The organism is Rhizobium sp. SG2393, assembly GCF_042610495.1.
Lineage (GTDB): Bacteria > Pseudomonadota > Alphaproteobacteria > Rhizobiales > Rhizobiaceae > RU20A.
Window position 1 is genome coordinate 130934 of the sequence record NZ_JBHGAP010000002.1, and the last position, 14663, is coordinate 145596.

Annotated in this window: 13 protein-coding genes; 4 read left to right on the forward strand and 9 right to left on the reverse strand. The window is 65.5% G+C overall.

Features of this window, described 5'->3' with window-relative positions:
- Positions 1 to 32: 32 nt before the first annotated feature.
- Positions 33 to 1616 (reverse strand): peptide chain release factor 3, encoded by a 1584-nt coding sequence (locus ACED18_RS09310; RefSeq protein WP_149738744.1) that lies wholly within the window; start codon positions 1614 to 1616, stop codon positions 33 to 35.
- A 94-nt stretch (positions 1617 to 1710) separates the two neighbouring features.
- On the opposite strand from ACED18_RS09310, the gene dut reads away from it, so the two are divergent.
- On the forward strand, positions 1711 to 2184 hold the full coding sequence (dut, locus tag ACED18_RS09315; protein ID WP_377291376.1) for a dUTP diphosphatase: 474 nt from the start codon (positions 1711 to 1713) through the stop codon (positions 2182 to 2184).
- Here dut and ACED18_RS09320 read toward each other — a convergent pair.
- Positions 2181 to 2771, reverse strand: coding sequence for an isochorismatase family protein (locus tag ACED18_RS09320; protein WP_377291378.1), 591 nt, complete (start codon positions 2769 to 2771; stop codon positions 2181 to 2183). The two genes, dut and ACED18_RS09320, sit on opposite strands and share 4 nt — an antisense overlap.
- A gap of 149 nt (positions 2772 to 2920) precedes the next feature.
- On the opposite strand from ACED18_RS09320, the gene ACED18_RS09325 reads away from it, so the two are divergent.
- From ACED18_RS09325 to ACED18_RS09335, 3 genes are all read left to right on the forward strand, one after another.
- On the forward strand, positions 2921 to 3538 hold the full coding sequence (locus ACED18_RS09325) for a LysE family translocator (protein ID WP_377291380.1): 618 nt from the start codon (positions 2921 to 2923) through the stop codon (positions 3536 to 3538).
- Between the two features lie 139 nt (positions 3539 to 3677).
- Positions 3678 to 4646, forward strand: coding sequence for a cysteine synthase A (gene cysK / locus ACED18_RS09330; RefSeq protein ID WP_377291382.1), 969 nt, complete (start codon positions 3678 to 3680; stop codon positions 4644 to 4646).
- A gap of 460 nt (positions 4647 to 5106) precedes the next feature.
- Positions 5107 to 6153, forward strand: coding sequence for an HWE histidine kinase domain-containing protein (locus ACED18_RS09335; protein ID WP_377291384.1), 1047 nt, complete (start codon positions 5107 to 5109; stop codon positions 6151 to 6153).
- Positions 6154 to 6554: 401 nt separating this feature from the next.
- Here ACED18_RS09335 and ACED18_RS09340 read toward each other — a convergent pair whose 3' ends face one another.
- The 7 genes from ACED18_RS09340 to ACED18_RS09370 form a co-directional block, all read right to left on the reverse strand.
- On the reverse strand, positions 6555 to 8087 hold the full coding sequence (locus tag ACED18_RS09340; RefSeq protein ID WP_377291386.1) for a YifB family Mg chelatase-like AAA ATPase: 1533 nt from the start codon (positions 8085 to 8087) through the stop codon (positions 6555 to 6557).
- Between the two features lie 200 nt (positions 8088 to 8287).
- On the reverse strand, positions 8288 to 9235 hold the full coding sequence (gene gshB / locus ACED18_RS09345) for a glutathione synthase (RefSeq protein WP_377291388.1): 948 nt from the start codon (positions 9233 to 9235) through the stop codon (positions 8288 to 8290).
- 84 nt (positions 9236 to 9319) lie between these two features.
- Complete coding sequence (locus tag ACED18_RS09350) at positions 9320 to 10312, reverse strand: endonuclease (protein WP_377291390.1); 993 nt, start codon at positions 10310 to 10312, stop codon at positions 9320 to 9322.
- Positions 10312 to 11439 carry a sn-glycerol-3-phosphate import ATP-binding protein UgpC gene (locus ACED18_RS09355; protein WP_377291392.1) on the reverse strand — a complete coding sequence of 376 codons (1128 nt, stop codon included), beginning with the start codon at positions 11437 to 11439 and terminating at the stop codon, positions 10312 to 10314. Before ACED18_RS09355 ends, ACED18_RS09350 begins: the two co-directional genes overlap by 1 nt.
- An 11-nt stretch (positions 11440 to 11450) precedes the next feature.
- Positions 11451 to 12293 carry a sn-glycerol-3-phosphate ABC transporter permease UgpE gene (gene ugpE, locus ACED18_RS09360; RefSeq protein ID WP_377291394.1) on the reverse strand — a complete coding sequence of 281 codons (843 nt, stop codon included), beginning with the start codon at positions 12291 to 12293 and terminating at the stop codon, positions 11451 to 11453.
- Between the two features lie 10 nt (positions 12294 to 12303).
- A complete protein-coding gene (locus ACED18_RS09365) occupies positions 12304 to 13185 on the reverse strand; it encodes an ABC transporter permease subunit (RefSeq protein WP_377291396.1) in 882 nt (293 codons plus the stop codon).
- A 71-nt stretch (positions 13186 to 13256) separates the two neighbouring features.
- Entirely contained in the window at positions 13257 to 14555 is a 1299-nt protein-coding gene (locus ACED18_RS09370; protein WP_377291400.1) for an extracellular solute-binding protein, read from the reverse strand.
- Positions 14556 to 14663 lie beyond the last annotated feature (108 nt).

The window sequence follows — 14663 nt, forward strand, 5'->3', positions numbered from 1 at the left end:
AGCCGACGAAGCCGCCCCGCGCCCTTGTCCCATCACGCCGCCTTGGCGACATGATATTCCTTGATCGCGGCCATCTTGATGGCGGGATAGCGTTCGGCCTCGTAGCGCAGCGAGAAGCTGTCCTGGGCGAGGAAGACCGGGTCGCCATCGAGGTCGCGGGCAATATCGCCGCGGCGCACGGTGACGAATTTTTCCAGATCCTCCGCCTTCTCCGCCGAGATCCAGCGGCAGACGGAAAAGCGCGACATTTCGAAGGAGACCGGCAGGCCGTATTCCTGCTGCAGGCGTTCCTTGAGCACGTCGAGCTGCAGGGCGCCGACGACGCCGACGATGGCGGGCGAGCCGTCTTCCGGCGAGAAAAGCTGCACGACGCCTTCTTCGGCCATCTGCTGCAGGGCTTCCTTCAGCTTCTTGGCCTTCATCGCATCTTCCAGCCGCACGCGACGCAGGATTTCCGGCGAGAAGTTCGGCACGCCCTGGAAGACCAGCGCCTCGCCTTCCGTCAGCGTGTCCCCGATGCGCAGCGTGCCGTGGTTGGGAATGCCCACCACGTCGCCGGCATAGGCGGTGTCGGCCAGTTGGCGCTGCGAAGCGAAGAAGAACTGCGGCGCGGTGAGCCCAAGCTGCTTGCCGGTGCGGGCCAGCCGCGCCTTCATGCCGCGCTCCAGCTTGCCGGAGCAGATCCGGGCAAAGGCGATGCGGTCGCGGTGGTTCGGGTCCATGTTCGCCTGGATCTTGAAGACGAAGGCCGTCATCTTCTCCTCGGCCGCATGCACGGTGCGCACATCGGCCACCTGGTCGCGCGGCGGCGGGGCGAAATCGCCGAGCGCGTTGATGAGGTCACGCACGCCGAAATTCCGGAGCGCCGAGCCGAAGAAGACCGGCGTCATGTGGCCTTCGAGGAAGCTCTGGCGATCGAAGGGGCGGCAGGCTTCACGGGCCAGCTCCACCTCCGCGATGAAGGCCTCGCGCTCGTTTTCCGGCAGGCGGCTCGCCACGGCCTGCGGACCGTTGACCTTGGTCGGGACGACCTCGGTATCGGAACCGCGCACGGTGTTTTCAGCGAGCGTATAGGAGCCGCAGAAGGTCTTGGATCGGCCGATCGGCCAGGTCACCGGCGCCGTGTCCAGCGCCAGCTTCTCCTCCACCTCGTCCAGGATCTCGAAGGGATCGCGGCTTTCGCGGTCCATCTTGTTGATGAAGGTGATGATCGGAATGTCCCGCATGCGGCAGACTTCGAAGAGCTTCAGCGTGCGCGGCTCGATGCCCTTGGCGGCGTCGATGACCATGACGGCCGCATCCACCGCCGTCAGCGTGCGATAGGTGTCGTCGGCGAAGTCTTCGTGGCCGGGCGTGTCGAGAATGTTGAAGACGTTGCCGTCATATTCGAAGGTCATCACCGAGGTCACGACGGAGATGCCGCGCTCGCGCTCGATCTTCATCCAGTCGGAGCGTGTCTGGATGCGGTCCTTCTTGGCCTTCACCTCGCCGGCGAGCTGGATGGCGCCGCCGAACAGCAAGAGCTTTTCCGTCAGCGTGGTCTTGCCGGCGTCCGGGTGCGCGATGATCGCGAAGGTGCGGCGGCGGGAGACCGCCTCGGCGAGTGTTTCCGTCATGGTGGCTTCAAATCCTGTGAGTTGGGCGCGTCTTTACAGGCTCGGGGGCCAAGATGCAATTGACGGCCCGCCACCCGGCCCGGCTTATGGCGGCATGACAAACGCCCTTTCCCCACCGCGCCTTGCCCTGAAACGCCTGCCGCATGGCGAGGGCATCGCCCTGCCGCGCTATGAGACGTCGGGTGCGGCCGGCATGGACCTTGCCGCCGCCGTGCCGGCCGGCGAGCCGATGGTGCTTTTGCCCGGAGAACGCATGCTGGTGCCGACCGGCTTCATCTTCGAGGTGCCGGATGGTTTCGAGATGCAGGTCCGCCCGCGCTCCGGCCTTGCCTTCAAGCACGGCATCACGTGCCTCAACACGCCCGGCACCATCGACAGCGACTATCGTGGCGAGGTGAAGGTTCTGCTGATCAATCTCGGCGCCGAGCCCTTCACGGTGGAGCGCGGCATGCGCATTGCGCAGGCGGTGATAGCGCCTGTTACGCAAGCAACGGTCACCGAGATCGACGATGTCAGCGAGACCGCGCGCGGCACCGGCGGCTTTGGCTCGACAGGCACCGGCGTCTAGGACACCTTCAACGCCCCCTTCGGCGCCACCGCGAATTCCAGATCGCCGCAGCGCACGAGGCGCACCGTATGCGCGCCGGCCGAGAAGCCTTCGAGAATGCGATTATGGTGGCCGATGACCTGGGTGTAGGACCAGCCGCCCATGTCGACCGACATCTGGCCGTCGGACAGCAGCGTCACGTCGAAGCCGTGGGAGACGGCGCGGCGCACGGTGGTGTCGATGCAGAACGGCGTCAGCGCCCCGCCGATCACCAGATGCGAAATGTCGAGCGTGCGCAGCGCATCGAGCAGCGTCGTTTCGTGAAAGGCATCGCAGGCAGCCTTTGCGACGATGTGGTCCCGGTCTTCGGGCGCGAATTCCGCGCGCAACTGCCAGCCGGGGCTGCCGGCCGTCAAGTGCGGGTCGGCGGCATCCTCGTGCTGGACGAAGAGGACGGGAACCTCAGCCTCGCGGGCCTTGCGCGTCACGGTGCCGAGACGGGCCGCGACCGTATCATAGGCGCGGTCGAGCGTGCGCTGGCGGCGCGGCTGCGCCTGACCCGCGACGATTCCCACCTGCATGTCGATCAGGACGAGCGCTGTCGTCATGGCTGTCTCCCTGTCTGGCGGCCCCGATGGGGCGGATGACCTTTGCGGGAACGCACGGGCGCCGGATGGGTTGCATGCGGCCATCTTTGCAAAGACGCCGCGCGGGCGTAAGACAGGACACCATCCTTCCAACCGGTTCGGGAACGCCGATGAGCATCACCACGCTGCTGGCCTACAGTCTTGCCCTCTTCATCGCCGCCGCCATTCCCGGGCCGGGCATGACGGCGATCGTGGCGCGCGCGCTCGGCACCGGCTTTCGCGAGACCTTCTTCATGGGGCTCGGCCTCATTCTCGGCGATCTCGTCTATCTCACCGCAGCCGTGCTCGGCCTTGCCGTGATTGCGGAAACCTTTGCCGGCGTCTTCCTCGCCATCAAGATCATCGGCGCGCTCTATCTCGCCTATGTCGGCTGGAAGCTCTGGACCGCCGGCATCCTGCCGCAGGAGGTGGCGGCACGCGCGCCGTCCAGCCCGGCCGCGGCCTTCCTCTCCGGCCTGCTCGTCACGCTCGGCAATCCCAAGACCATGCTGTTCTATCTGGCGCTGACGCCGACGCTGATCGACATCGCCCATGTGACGGCCGTCGATTACGCCATCCTGATCATTGCGACCGCACTGGTGCTGCTGGCCGTTCTCCTGCCCTATATCCTGCTTGCCAGCCGGGCGCGCCTGCTGCTGGCCCGCCCGCAGGCCCTGAAGATCCTGAACCGCACGGCGGGCAGCATTCTGGCCGGCACCGCGGCCTATATGATCGCCAAGGCCGCCTGAAACGGTTGTTCGCCAAAGCGTCGTTTGCTAGGCGAAAATTCTCGTGAGCGGCGGCTTCCATGCCGGCGCGGCACTGGCATGGGGGCCGGCGAGCCCCTATTCTCCTGTCACCTCAACAGGATCAACAGGGGAGACTTCCATGTCGGAGACACGCAAGCCGGGCCGCGGGCGCATCTACAATTCGATCACCGAGACCATTGGCGACACGCCGATCGTTCGACTGGACAAGCTGGCCGCCGAGAAGGGCGTGAAGGCGCATCTGCTCGCCAAGCTCGAATTCTTCAACCCGATCGCCTCCGTCAAGGACCGTATCGGCGTCGCCATGATCGAGACGCTGGAAGCGCAGGGCAAGATCACCCCTGGCAAGACGACGCTGGTCGAGCCGACCTCGGGCAATACCGGTATCGCGCTCGCCTTCGTTGCCGCCGCCAAGGGCTACAAGCTCATCCTCACCATGCCCGAGACCATGTCGATCGAGCGGCGCAAGATGCTGGCCCTTCTGGGTGCCGAGCTGGTGCTGACCGAAGGCGCCAAGGGCATGAAGGGCGCGATCGCCAAGGCGCAGGAACTGGTCGAGACGCTGCCGGACGCCATCATTCCCCAGCAGTTCGAAAATCCGGCAAACCCGGAAATCCACCGCAAGACGACGGCGCTGGAAATCTGGAACGACACGGATGGCGCCGTCGATATCCTCGTCTCCGGCATCGGCACGGGCGGCACGATCACCGGCGCCGGGCAGGTGCTGAAGCAGCACAAGGCCTCGCTGAAGGTCGTCGCCGTCGAGCCGGCGGAATCACCCGTGCTCTCCGGCGGCCAGCCGGGCCCCCACAAGATCCAGGGGATCGGCGCCGGCTTTGCGCCCGCGATCCTCGACACGGGCATCTATGACGAAGTGGTCACCGTTGCCAGCGCCGATGCTGTCGCAACGGCCCGCGAAGTCGCCCGCCTCGAAGGCGTTCCGGTCGGCATTTCCTCCGGTGCTGCGCTGACGGCTGCCATCGCCATCGGCCAGCGGCCGGAGAACGAGGGAAAGACGATCGTCGTCATCATCCCCTCCTTTGCCGAGCGCTACCTCTCGACCGTGCTTTTCGAAGGCCTCGGCGCCTGAGGAAAAGGCCGGCGGGCCGCGCCTGTGGCCCGCCCCTTCCCTGTTGCGCCGGTTGAGACGAGACCGGTGCATGATATCGCCTTTCGTTCACTCACACGGTGCATCGGTCACCCCTTTATCGCTCCTCGCGGCTCTCCGGCCGGATTGAACTGCCGGCCGCGGGCGCGCCTATTCCTGAGCGCCTTTCAGGGAGGCGCATGGCCCCCGTTGGCCGCCGCGGGCTCGGGGTCATCGACGGGCGCCCGTTTCCTGATATGCCTGCCTATCCCCATGAAACCGTGAGAGCATTTCCACCTCCCGAAAGCCGAACGAAACCCTTGACGAACAGAAGAAGCGGCATACTTTAGGCATCGCGGTTGGAAGGCGTAGCGGCCTTTCCGGAGGCATCACCTGGCAGACCCGACGGCAGGCACGGTTCAATCTCGCATCATCTGTCTGCGCCCGGAGTTCGAGTTTTTTCATGACCCTGAAGACGGCGTGGTTCAGCCGCTTTGCCAATTTCGATCGCCGGCCGGAGCGCCGTACGCCGATGCGGATTGCCGGCCATTACCTTGTGGCGATCGGCATGGCGGGGATCGCCTGCCTGATCCGCTACATTGCCAATCCCTATCTGCCGCCCGGCTTTCCCTTTGTGACCTTTTTTCCGGCCGTTATCCTCACGGGCTTCATCCTGGGCATCGGTCCTGGGGCCGTCACGGCGGCACTGTGTGGCCTTGTCGCGTGGCTGTTTTTCATTCCCCCGGTCGGCAGTTTCGGCATGTCGCCCTCGGCGCTGCTGGCCATGACCTTCTATGCCGGGATCGTTTCCATCGATCTGTGGCTGATCCATCTGCTCGCAAAGGCGTTCCGGGCGGAGCGCAAGGAGCGGACGGAGAAGGAACGGCTGGCCGAGCAGCAGGATGTGCTGGCCCGCGAACTCGACCATCGCCTGAAGAACATCTTTGCAACCATGGGCGCCGTCATCGGCCTGTCGCAGCGCTACGCCCAGACGCCGAAGGAACTCGCTGCCATGCTGCGCGAGCGGCTGGATGCCATGGGCCGCTCCAACCTGCTCCTGCGCGGTGTCGGCGGGCTCGAGCAGGCGACACTGGGGGCCGTCGTCCAGCAGTCTTTGGCGCCCTTTGCAGAACCGGGCAGTGGCCGCATCGCTCTTGACGGGCCCGCCGTGCCGCTTGTCTCGCAGGCGGTGCTCTCGCTCAGCCTCATCCTGCACGAACTCGCGACCAATGCGGCCAAATACGGCGCCCTGTCGAACCAGAGCGGACATTTGACGGTCAGCTGGTCGTTAACCACCATCGACGGCCGCGAGCAGGTCTCCATCGACTGGATCGAACGCGGCGGCCCTCCCCCGGCGCCCGCGGAAAAGCAGGGCTTCGGCACCACGCTCCAGCAGCGTGTGATTGCCGGCATGGGCGGCAGCCAGCATACCCGCCTGCCGCCGGAGGGCGCGGAGGTGCGCCTGAGCCTTCCCCTCAGCGCCATCACGCCGCGCAGCGACGAGGCCTGACATCGGTTGCCAAGCGGTCCGCGCGTACCCGTCGGCGCGTCCACCAACCGCCGGGAACGAGGACCGTGTCCTTGCCGGACCGGATTTCGCCGGACCTTGCTGTCAGCCTCCCGCATTGCTGGCCATGCGCCCAGCCGGCCGGCACGGAACGAAGGCCGACACGCCTTCTCCAGACAAAGGTCTCTTCAGTGCCAATCTGCATCCGTTCCATCGCGCAGCGCTTTTCTCATGATCGGCGCGACACCCCAAAGGGGTCATGCGGGCGCCAGACGGTGCAGGGCGATTACTGACGCCATCGACCGGGGATCTCCGCGCCCCGCGACGGCCGACCTTCTGGCCGGCGCTTCTGGCCCGGTCACCTCAGGCCCGGTCGCCCCGGGCCCCGCCATCGACATCGGGGATCAGGCGGCTGCCGGCATGCGGTCGCCGACGATGCGGTAGGAGATCGCCTCGGCAATGTGAAGGCGGCCGACCGTCGGGCAGGCGTCGAGATCGGCGAGCGTGCGCGCCACTTTCAGCACGCGGTGATAGGCGCGCGCCGACAGCCGCATCTTCTCCGCCGCGTCGCGCAGCAGGTGCAGCGCGCCGGGATCGGGTTCCGCCACCGTCTCGATCAGGGCCGAACTGCAGCGCGCATTGCTGGTCACGCGGCCGGCCGACAGCGCCCGGAAGCGATCCTCCTGCAGCAGGCGCGCCTCGGCGACGCGCGCGGCGACCGTGGCGCTGGTTTCGGCCGGGGCGGGGCGCAGGAGATCGGCGGCGGCAACGGCGGGCACGTCGATGCGGATGTCGATGCGATCGAGCAGCGGGCCGGAGATGCGGGCCTGGTAGTCGGCCACGCAGCGCGGGCCGCGCGCGCACTGGTGGCCGGGCTCGCCCGCCATGCCGCAGCGGCAAGGATTCATGGCCGCGACGAGCTGGAAGGCGGCGGGATAGGAGACGCGGTGATTGGCCCGCGCGATCACGCATTCGGCCGTTTCCAGCGGCTGGCGCAGGGCATCGAGCACCTGTGGGGAAAATTCGGGAAACTCGTCGAGGAACAGAACGCCGTGATGGGCGAGCGAGGCTTCGCCCGGCCGGGCCCTGAGCCCGCCGCCGACCATCGCCGCCATGGTGGCGGAATGGTGCGGGGTGCGGAAGGGGCGGCGGTCGGAGAGCTTGCCACCCGGCAGTTGCCCCGCCACCGAATGGATCATCGAGACATCCAGAAGCTCGGCCGGCGACAAGGGCGGCAGGATGGAGGGCAGGCGCGCGGCCAGCATCGACTTGCCGGAACCGGGCGGCCCGACCATCAGCAGATTGTGGTTTCCGGCAGCCGCCACCTCCAGCGCCCGCTTGGCGCTTTCCTGGCCCTTGATGTCGGCGAGGTCGGGCAGGTTGGCGGCCAGCGCGCGGATCGCCGGCACGGGGCGCGACAGGACCTGCGTTCCCCGGAAATGGTTGGCCAGCGCAATCAGGCTGCGGGGTGCGAGAATGTCGATCTCGGCGCCCGCCCAGGCCGCTTCGGCGCCGCTGTCGGCCGGGCAGATGAGGCCGCGATCCAGCGCATGGGCGCTGATGGCCGCCGGCAGCGCACCGGCGACGGCTGCGATCGTGCCATCGAGGTTCAGTTCGCCGATGACGACATAGGACGACAGCGCATCGGCCGGGATGGCACCCAGCGCCGCCATCAGGCCGAGCGCGATGGCGAGGTCGAAATGCGAGCCCTCCTTCGGCAGGTCGGCGGGCGCGAGATTGACGGTGACCTTCTTGGCGGGGAGCGCGAGGCCCGAGGCATGCAGCGCGGCCTGCACCCGCTCGCGGCTCTCGGCAACCGCCTTGTCCGGCAGGCCGACGATCTGCATGCCGACGCGGCCCGGCGCGACCATGACCTGCACGTCGACGGCCACGCCCTCGATCCCCTGAAAGGCAACCGTCTGAACCCGCGCGACCATGCCCTGCCCTCACCCGTTCTGCCCGGCCCGGCGCCCAGGATGGTTTCCCCAGCAGCCCTGCACCGTTACAACCCATGACGGCAAATCTTGCACGCCATGCGATTGTTGACAAGAACATTATGCGAACAAACCGCAGGATTCCATCGCAAGGATTGCATGCGGTTGAATCAGCAGAGCAAAATAGAGGTCGCTCCGGCGTCTCAGCCGCGCTTGCGTTCGATGGCGTCCCACAGAAGGGCTGCGATGTCGGCGCCGCCGAACTTCTTCACCTCGCGGATGCCTGTCGGCGACGTCACGTTGATCTCGGTCATGTAATCGCCGATGACGTCGATGCCGACGAGCAGGAAGCCGCGGTCACGAAGGGCCGGACCGATGCGGGCGCAGATTTCCTTTTCGCGGGTCGTCAGCTCGGTCGCCTCGGCGCGGCCGCCGACATGCATGTTGGAGCGACTGTCATGCTCGGCCGGCACGCGGTTGATTGCACCCACGGGCTCGCCATCCACCAGCAGGATGCGCTTGTCGCCCTTGCGCACGGCCGGCAGATATTGCTGGGCGATGAAGGGCTCGCGGAACATCTGGCCGAACATTTCGAGAAGCGAGGACATGTTGCGGTCGTCGCGGGTGGAATGGAACACGCCGGCGCCGCCATTGCCGTAGAGCGGCTTCAGGATGATGTCGCCCATCTCCTCGCGGAAGCGGGCGATCTCGGCCGGATCGCGGGTGATCAGCGTCTTCGGCATGAGGTCGGCAAACTCGGTGACGAAGATCTTCTCGGGCGAATTGCGCACCCAGGCCGGATCGTTCACCACCAGCGTCTTCGGGTGGATGCGCTCCAGCAGATGCGTCGAGGTGATGTAGGCCATGTCGAAGGGCGGGTCCTGGCGCAGCAGCACCACATCCATCGTCGCAAGATCGATGCGCTCGGGCTCGCCCAGCGTGAAGTGATCGCCCTTCACGTCGCGCAGTTCCATCGGCTGCACGGTGGCATAGACCGTGCCGTCGCGCAGCGAGAGCTTGTCGGGCGTGTAGTGGAACAGGCGGTGCCCGCGCAGCTGCGCCTCAAGGCTCATCGCAAAAGTGGAGTCGCCTGCGATGTTGATGCCGGACACATGGTCCATCTGCACGCCGACGTTCAGGATCTTGGCCATCTCGTTTCCCCGGGAATGAAAGCCCTGACGATGTAGAGGGCCGGACGACGCCTGACAAGGCGGCGATCGTGCCTCCGCGGCGCCTCAGGCGAAGCCGTCGATGCGGCAGACGATCATGTCGTGGTCGGAGAGCGGCCGGCCGCTGGTGTCGAGCGAGGGAACGATGGTGGTCTCGCCGATAACCAGGCCGCGCGCGAGGAACCAGTCGAGCTTCATGGCGCGGTCCGGCCAGCGGGTGATGAGGCTCGGGCGCGTGGTCATCACGTCGAGCGGGCCGCCATGCCGCTCGTAACCCCGCCCGGCCGCAACCCGGAACAGGCCCTCGGCTTCGAAATCGCCGCCGGCATGATTGCCCGTGTTGAGGTCGCCGCCGATCAGCGTCGGGATGCCGGGAAAGGCTGCGTCCAGCGCATCCAGCATCTCCGTCACCTGGCGTTCGCGATAGGCGGCGGTGGTGGCGCTTTCGAGATGCACGGAGACGGCGAGCATCGGGCCCGTTTCGGTGGCGATGACGGCGCCGATGGCGCAGCGGTCGCCAAGCCGCGGCTGGTCGCCCTCGCGGGTGAACCACGGGCGCTCGCCCCACAGGCGCAGCAGGAAGGGCCGCGCGAGCGTGACAGACGCCGCCAGCGCATTGCCGTGGAAGCCGCGGGCATTGTGGGGGTCCGTCGCAAAGCTCGCCTCGATCTCGGAGCCGAGGCCGAGTTCGATGAATTCGACGCCATAGGCATAGGCCATGGAGAGCATCGACGCGAGCCGCGCGGTGGTGTGGCGCTGGCCGGTGCGGGCCATGCCATTGTCCATCTCCGACAGCAGTACGAGGGACGCGCCGGTGGCGGCGAGGTGGTCAGCCGAGAGCTCCGGAAACAGGCAGCGTTCGAGGTTCCAGGCGATGGCGGTGAAGGGAAAGGCGAGCGGCCCGCTGCGGCCTGGCCGGCCGCCAAGCTCCAGCGTGTTCAGCGCGGAAATGCCGGCCGCCTCGGCTTCATGGGCAACGATTGTGCGCTCAAGGCTTTTCCAGCGCTCGATTTCCAGCGCGGAGGGAACGGCAAGCTCGGCAACCAGATCGGTGATCATCAATAGGCTCCCGCCGTCGCGTTTTCAGCCGGGGCGAAGGGCCTTGCAAGGACGGGCGCGGCCTGCGGCACGCCTTCGATGCGCTTTCCGGTTGCCGCGTCAAACCAGTGCAGGCGGCCGGCCGGCGGCAGGATCGACAGCGTGTCCCTCAGCACAATATCCGGCGAGGCGGCAACGGTGAGGGGCTGACCGGCGACGGCCCCATGCAGCAGGCGCTGCGCGCCCAGCTCTTCGGTATAATCGAGCCGGAAGGGCAGCGCACCGGGTGTTCCGGCCTCGACGATCTGGATGTCCTCGGCCCGCAGACCGAGCGTCACGGCGCCGTTTTCCATCGCCGGCATGGATCCCACAACCGGGTATGCGCCGATCGACGCGGCGCCGTTTTCGACATGGGCGGTCACGAGGTTCATGGCGGGCGAGCCGATGAAGCTTGCGACGAAGGTGGAGGCCGGGCGGTGGTAGACGTCGAGGGGATGGCCGATCTGCTCGATCTGGCCGCCCGAGAGCACAACGAGGCGGTCGGCGAGCGTCATGGCCTCCAGCTGGTCGTGGGTGACGTAGAGGGATGTGGTGCCGAGCCGCTTCTGCAGCCGCTTGATCTCGCCGCGCATGGAGACGCGCAGCTTGGCATCGAGGTTCGACAGCGGCTCGTCGAAGAGGAAGGCGGCGGGCTTGCGCACGATGGCGCGGCCCATGGCGACGCGCTGGCGCTGGCCGCCGGAAAGCGCGCGCGGCTTGCGGTCGAGATATTGTTCGATCTCCAGCATGCGGGCGGCTTCGGCGACGCGCGCGGCGATCTCGGCCTTCGGCGTCTTGCGGTTCTTCAGGCCGTAGGCGAGGTTCTCGAAGACGGTCATGTGCGGGTAGAGCGCATAGTTCTGGAAGACCATGGCGATGTCGCGGTCGGCGGGGTCGGTATTGTTGACCACGCGGTCGCCGATCATCACCGTGCCCTTCGAGATGGTTTCCAGCCCCGCCACCATGCGCAGCAGGGTGGATTTGCCGCAGCCGGAGGGGCCGACGAGCACGATGAACTCGCCGTCGGCAATGTCGATCGAGACGGATTTCACCGCCTCGACGCCACCCTGATAGATCTTCGAGACACCGGCGATGGTGATATCGGCCATGGCGTTTTTCCTTACTTGTCGCTTTCGGTGAGGCCCTTGATGAACCAGGACTGGAACAGGACGACGATGATGACGGGCGGCAGCATGGCGAGCACGGCGAGCGCGAAGGCCTCGTTGTAATCGGGGATCTGCGAGCCCACCCAGACCTGCAGGATCTGCTTGATGCCGCGCATCAGCGTGTAGAAGCGCTCGTCGGTGGTCATCAGCATGGGCCAGAGATACTGGTTCCAGCCATAGACGAACATGATGATGAAGACGGCCGCGATCATGGTGCGCGACAGGGGCACGAGAATGTCGATGAAGAACTTCACCGGCCCTGCGCCATCGATGCGGGCGGCCTCGAGCAGCTCCTCGGGCACGGATTTGAAGAACTGGCGGAAGAAGAAGGTGCCTGTCGCCGACGCCAGCAGCGGCAGGATGAGGCCCTGATAGGTGTTGAGCATGTGGAGATCGCTCATCACCTGATAGGAGGGCATGATGCGCACTTCGAGCGGCAAAAGCAGCGTGGTGAAGATCAGCCAGAAGGCGATGGTCGCGAAGCGGAAGCGGAAATAGACGATGGCATAGGCCGCCAGCATCGACAGCACGATCTTGCCGACGGCAAAGCCGATGCCGAGGATCAGCGAGTTCATGGTCATGGAGAGGCCGGTGACGGCGCCGGTGAAGCCGCTGCCGCGGAACAGGACCTTGTCATAGGTCGAAAGGCCGTCATTGCCGATCGACAGCATCAGCCCGTTGGAATGGATGTCGGCGGCCGAATGGGTGGATGTCGTGAAGGCCACGACCAGCGGCCCCACCATGAAGAAGACGCCGAGGAGGAGGATCAGGTGATCGAAAAATCCGGTGCGGTGCATGGCGCTCTCCTCAGCCGTAGTGAACGCGGCGTTCGATGAAGCGGAACTGGATCATCGTCAGAACGAGCACGACCAGCATGAGGATGACGGATTGCGCCGAGGACGAGCCGAGATCATTGCCCCGGAAGCCGTCGAGATAGACCTTGTAGACCAGCGTGATCGGATTGTCGGCCGGCTTGTCCTTCGAGATGACGTCGATGACGCCGAAGGTGTCGAAGAGCGAATAGGTCATGTTGATGACCAGGAGGAAGAAGGCCGTCGGCGTCAGCAGCGGCAGGATGACGGTCCAGAAACGGCGCGTGCCGGACTTGCAGTCGATGGCGGCGGCCTCGCGGACGGAGACGGGAATACCCTGCAGGCCGGAGAGGAAGACGATGAAATTGTAGGGAATCTGGTTCCAGACCGCCACCACGATCATCGCGAAGGCCGTGTCGAAATAGTTGAGCCCCACCTTCATGTCCCAGCCGAAGAGGGCGACGAATTTGACGAAGGGGCCGATGTGCTGGTCGAAGAACATCATGCCGATCAGCCCGGCGACCGGCGGGGCGATGGCGTAGACCACGATCAGCAGCGTCTTGTAGGCGGACTGGCCGCGAATGACGGCATCGGCCTTCAGGGCCAGCAGCAGGCCGAGCGAGAGGACGAGAAAGGTCACGAGTATGCAGAAGACCAGCGTGAAGAGCGCGATCTTGCGGTACTCGGCCGACAACAGCACGTCCGTATAGTTGGAAAGGCCGACGAAGGTGGAGCCGAAGCCGAAGGGATCCTCGATGTAGAAGGACGAGGTGATGGCCTGGGCGGCCGGCCAGTAGAAGAAGATCGAGATGATCACGAACTGCGGCAGGAGCAGCAGATACGGCAGATATCGCGACTGGAACTGGACGCGTTTCATCGGAGCCCTTTCAGGAATGCACCCGGAAGCGCGGGGCTTCCGGGTGTTTCAGGCATGTCAGGGGGGATCGATCAGCCGGCCGTCTTGGCGAAGCGGGCCAGAAGCTCGTCGGCTTCCTTCTTGATCGTTTCCATCGCGGCCTTCGGGGTCGTTTCACCGGCGAAGATGCGGTTGTATTCGCGTTCCATGATGGCGCGGATCTGCGGGTAGAAGCCGAGGCGGTAGCCCTTGTTCCACTCGGCAGACGGCAGCTGCAGCTGCTTGATGCCGACTTCGGCGGCCGGCTTTTCCTTGTAGTAGCCTTCCGACTTCGCCAGCTCGTAGGCGGCGTTGGTGATGGCCACGTAGCCGGTGGCCTCGTGGTAGAACTTCTGGATCTCGGTCGAGGTCAGGAAGTTGAAGAAGGCGGCCGTGCACTTGTTTTCCTCAGCCGGCTTGCCTGCCATGGCGAAGAGGGCGGCGCCGCCGATGAAGGAATGCACGCCGGCACCCTTGATGGAGCCCCAATAGGGCAGGAAGGTTGCGGAGAAGGGCATCTTGGCGGTCTTCTGCAGGCCGCCGAAGGAGCCGGACGAACCGATCCAGAGCGCGGCCTTGCCTTCCTCGAACATCTTCTGGTTATCGTTCCAGGCGGCGCCGTAATAGCCGAACAGGCCCTGATCGTACCAGGCCTTCAGCTTCTCATACATCATGACGTGGTTCGGGTCGGTGACGTTGATCGTGGTGTCGACGACGCTGTCATAGCCGTTGTTGTTGGAGGCGAACTGGATGTTGTTGCGCGAGAAGAAGTTCTCGGTGAACTGCCAGGTCAGCTGCGACTGGACGAGCGGAATGTAGCCGGCTTCCTTGAGCTTCGGGGCGATCGCCTCGAACTCCTCCCAGGTCTTGGGGGCCTCGACGCCGGCCTTTTTCAGGGCTTCGTCGTTGAGATACATGATCGGGGCCGAGGAATTGAAGGGCATGCCGACGAACTTGCCGCTGGCATCGGCGTAGAAATAGCGCACGCCTTCGATGAAGGCATCGCGGTCGAGCGTGTAGCCGTTGTCCTTCAGGAGGTCTTCGGCGGCGATCGTCGCGCCCTTGGCATTGATGATGGTGGCGGCACCGGCATCGAAGACCTGCAGGATGTTGGGCTGCTCGCCCGAACGGAAGGCGGCGATGCCGGCCGAGAGAGCCTCTTCATACGTGCCCTTGGAAACCGGGTTCAGCGCGCATTCGGACTGCGATGCATTGAACTTCTGGGCAAGCTCGTTGATGACTTCGCCGTTGCGGCCGCCCATGCCGTGCCACCAGGTGATGGTGGTGGCGGCGTAGCTGTTGGTTACCGAAAAGGCCAGCGCGAGGCCGGCAAACGCGATTTTCTTGCTCATGGTCCTGTCCTCTCCACCGCAGTGGTCGTTGGGGATGGCAGGCACCTAAGCCTTCCGGATGAAGACCGAGCGACAGTTCTGTTTCATTTCCACGACACGGCGCCGATG

What these genes read in the sequence shown, in the direction of transcription:
- ACED18_RS09310 (WP_149738744.1), bottom strand. Translation starts at nt 1,616, where the DNA reads ATGACGGAAACACTCGCCGAGGCGGTCTCCCGCCGCCGCACCTTCGCG.
- dut (WP_377291376.1), top strand. Translation starts at nt 1,711, where the DNA reads ATGACAAACGCCCTTTCCCCACCGCGCCTTGCCCTGAAACGCCTGCCG.
- ACED18_RS09320 (WP_377291378.1), bottom strand. Translation starts at nt 2,771, where the DNA reads ATGACGACAGCGCTCGTCCTGATCGACATGCAGGTGGGAATCGTCGCG.
- ACED18_RS09325 (WP_377291380.1), top strand. Translation starts at nt 2,921, where the DNA reads ATGAGCATCACCACGCTGCTGGCCTACAGTCTTGCCCTCTTCATCGCC.
- cysK (WP_377291382.1), top strand. Translation starts at nt 3,678, where the DNA reads ATGTCGGAGACACGCAAGCCGGGCCGCGGGCGCATCTACAATTCGATC.
- ACED18_RS09335 (WP_377291384.1), top strand. Translation starts at nt 5,107, where the DNA reads ATGACCCTGAAGACGGCGTGGTTCAGCCGCTTTGCCAATTTCGATCGC.
- ACED18_RS09340 (WP_377291386.1), bottom strand. Translation starts at nt 8,087, where the DNA reads ATGGTCGCGCGGGTTCAGACGGTTGCCTTTCAGGGGATCGAGGGCGTG.
- gshB (WP_377291388.1), bottom strand. Translation starts at nt 9,235, where the DNA reads ATGGCCAAGATCCTGAACGTCGGCGTGCAGATGGACCATGTGTCCGGC.
- ACED18_RS09350 (WP_377291390.1), bottom strand. Translation starts at nt 10,312, where the DNA reads ATGATCACCGATCTGGTTGCCGAGCTTGCCGTTCCCTCCGCGCTGGAA.
- ACED18_RS09355 (WP_377291392.1), bottom strand. Translation starts at nt 11,439, where the DNA reads ATGGCCGATATCACCATCGCCGGTGTCTCGAAGATCTATCAGGGTGGC.
- ugpE (WP_377291394.1), bottom strand. Translation starts at nt 12,293, where the DNA reads ATGCACCGCACCGGATTTTTCGATCACCTGATCCTCCTCCTCGGCGTC.
- ACED18_RS09365 (WP_377291396.1), bottom strand. Translation starts at nt 13,185, where the DNA reads ATGAAACGCGTCCAGTTCCAGTCGCGATATCTGCCGTATCTGCTGCTC.
- ACED18_RS09370 (WP_377291400.1), bottom strand. Translation starts at nt 14,555, where the DNA reads ATGAGCAAGAAAATCGCGTTTGCCGGCCTCGCGCTGGCCTTTTCGGTA.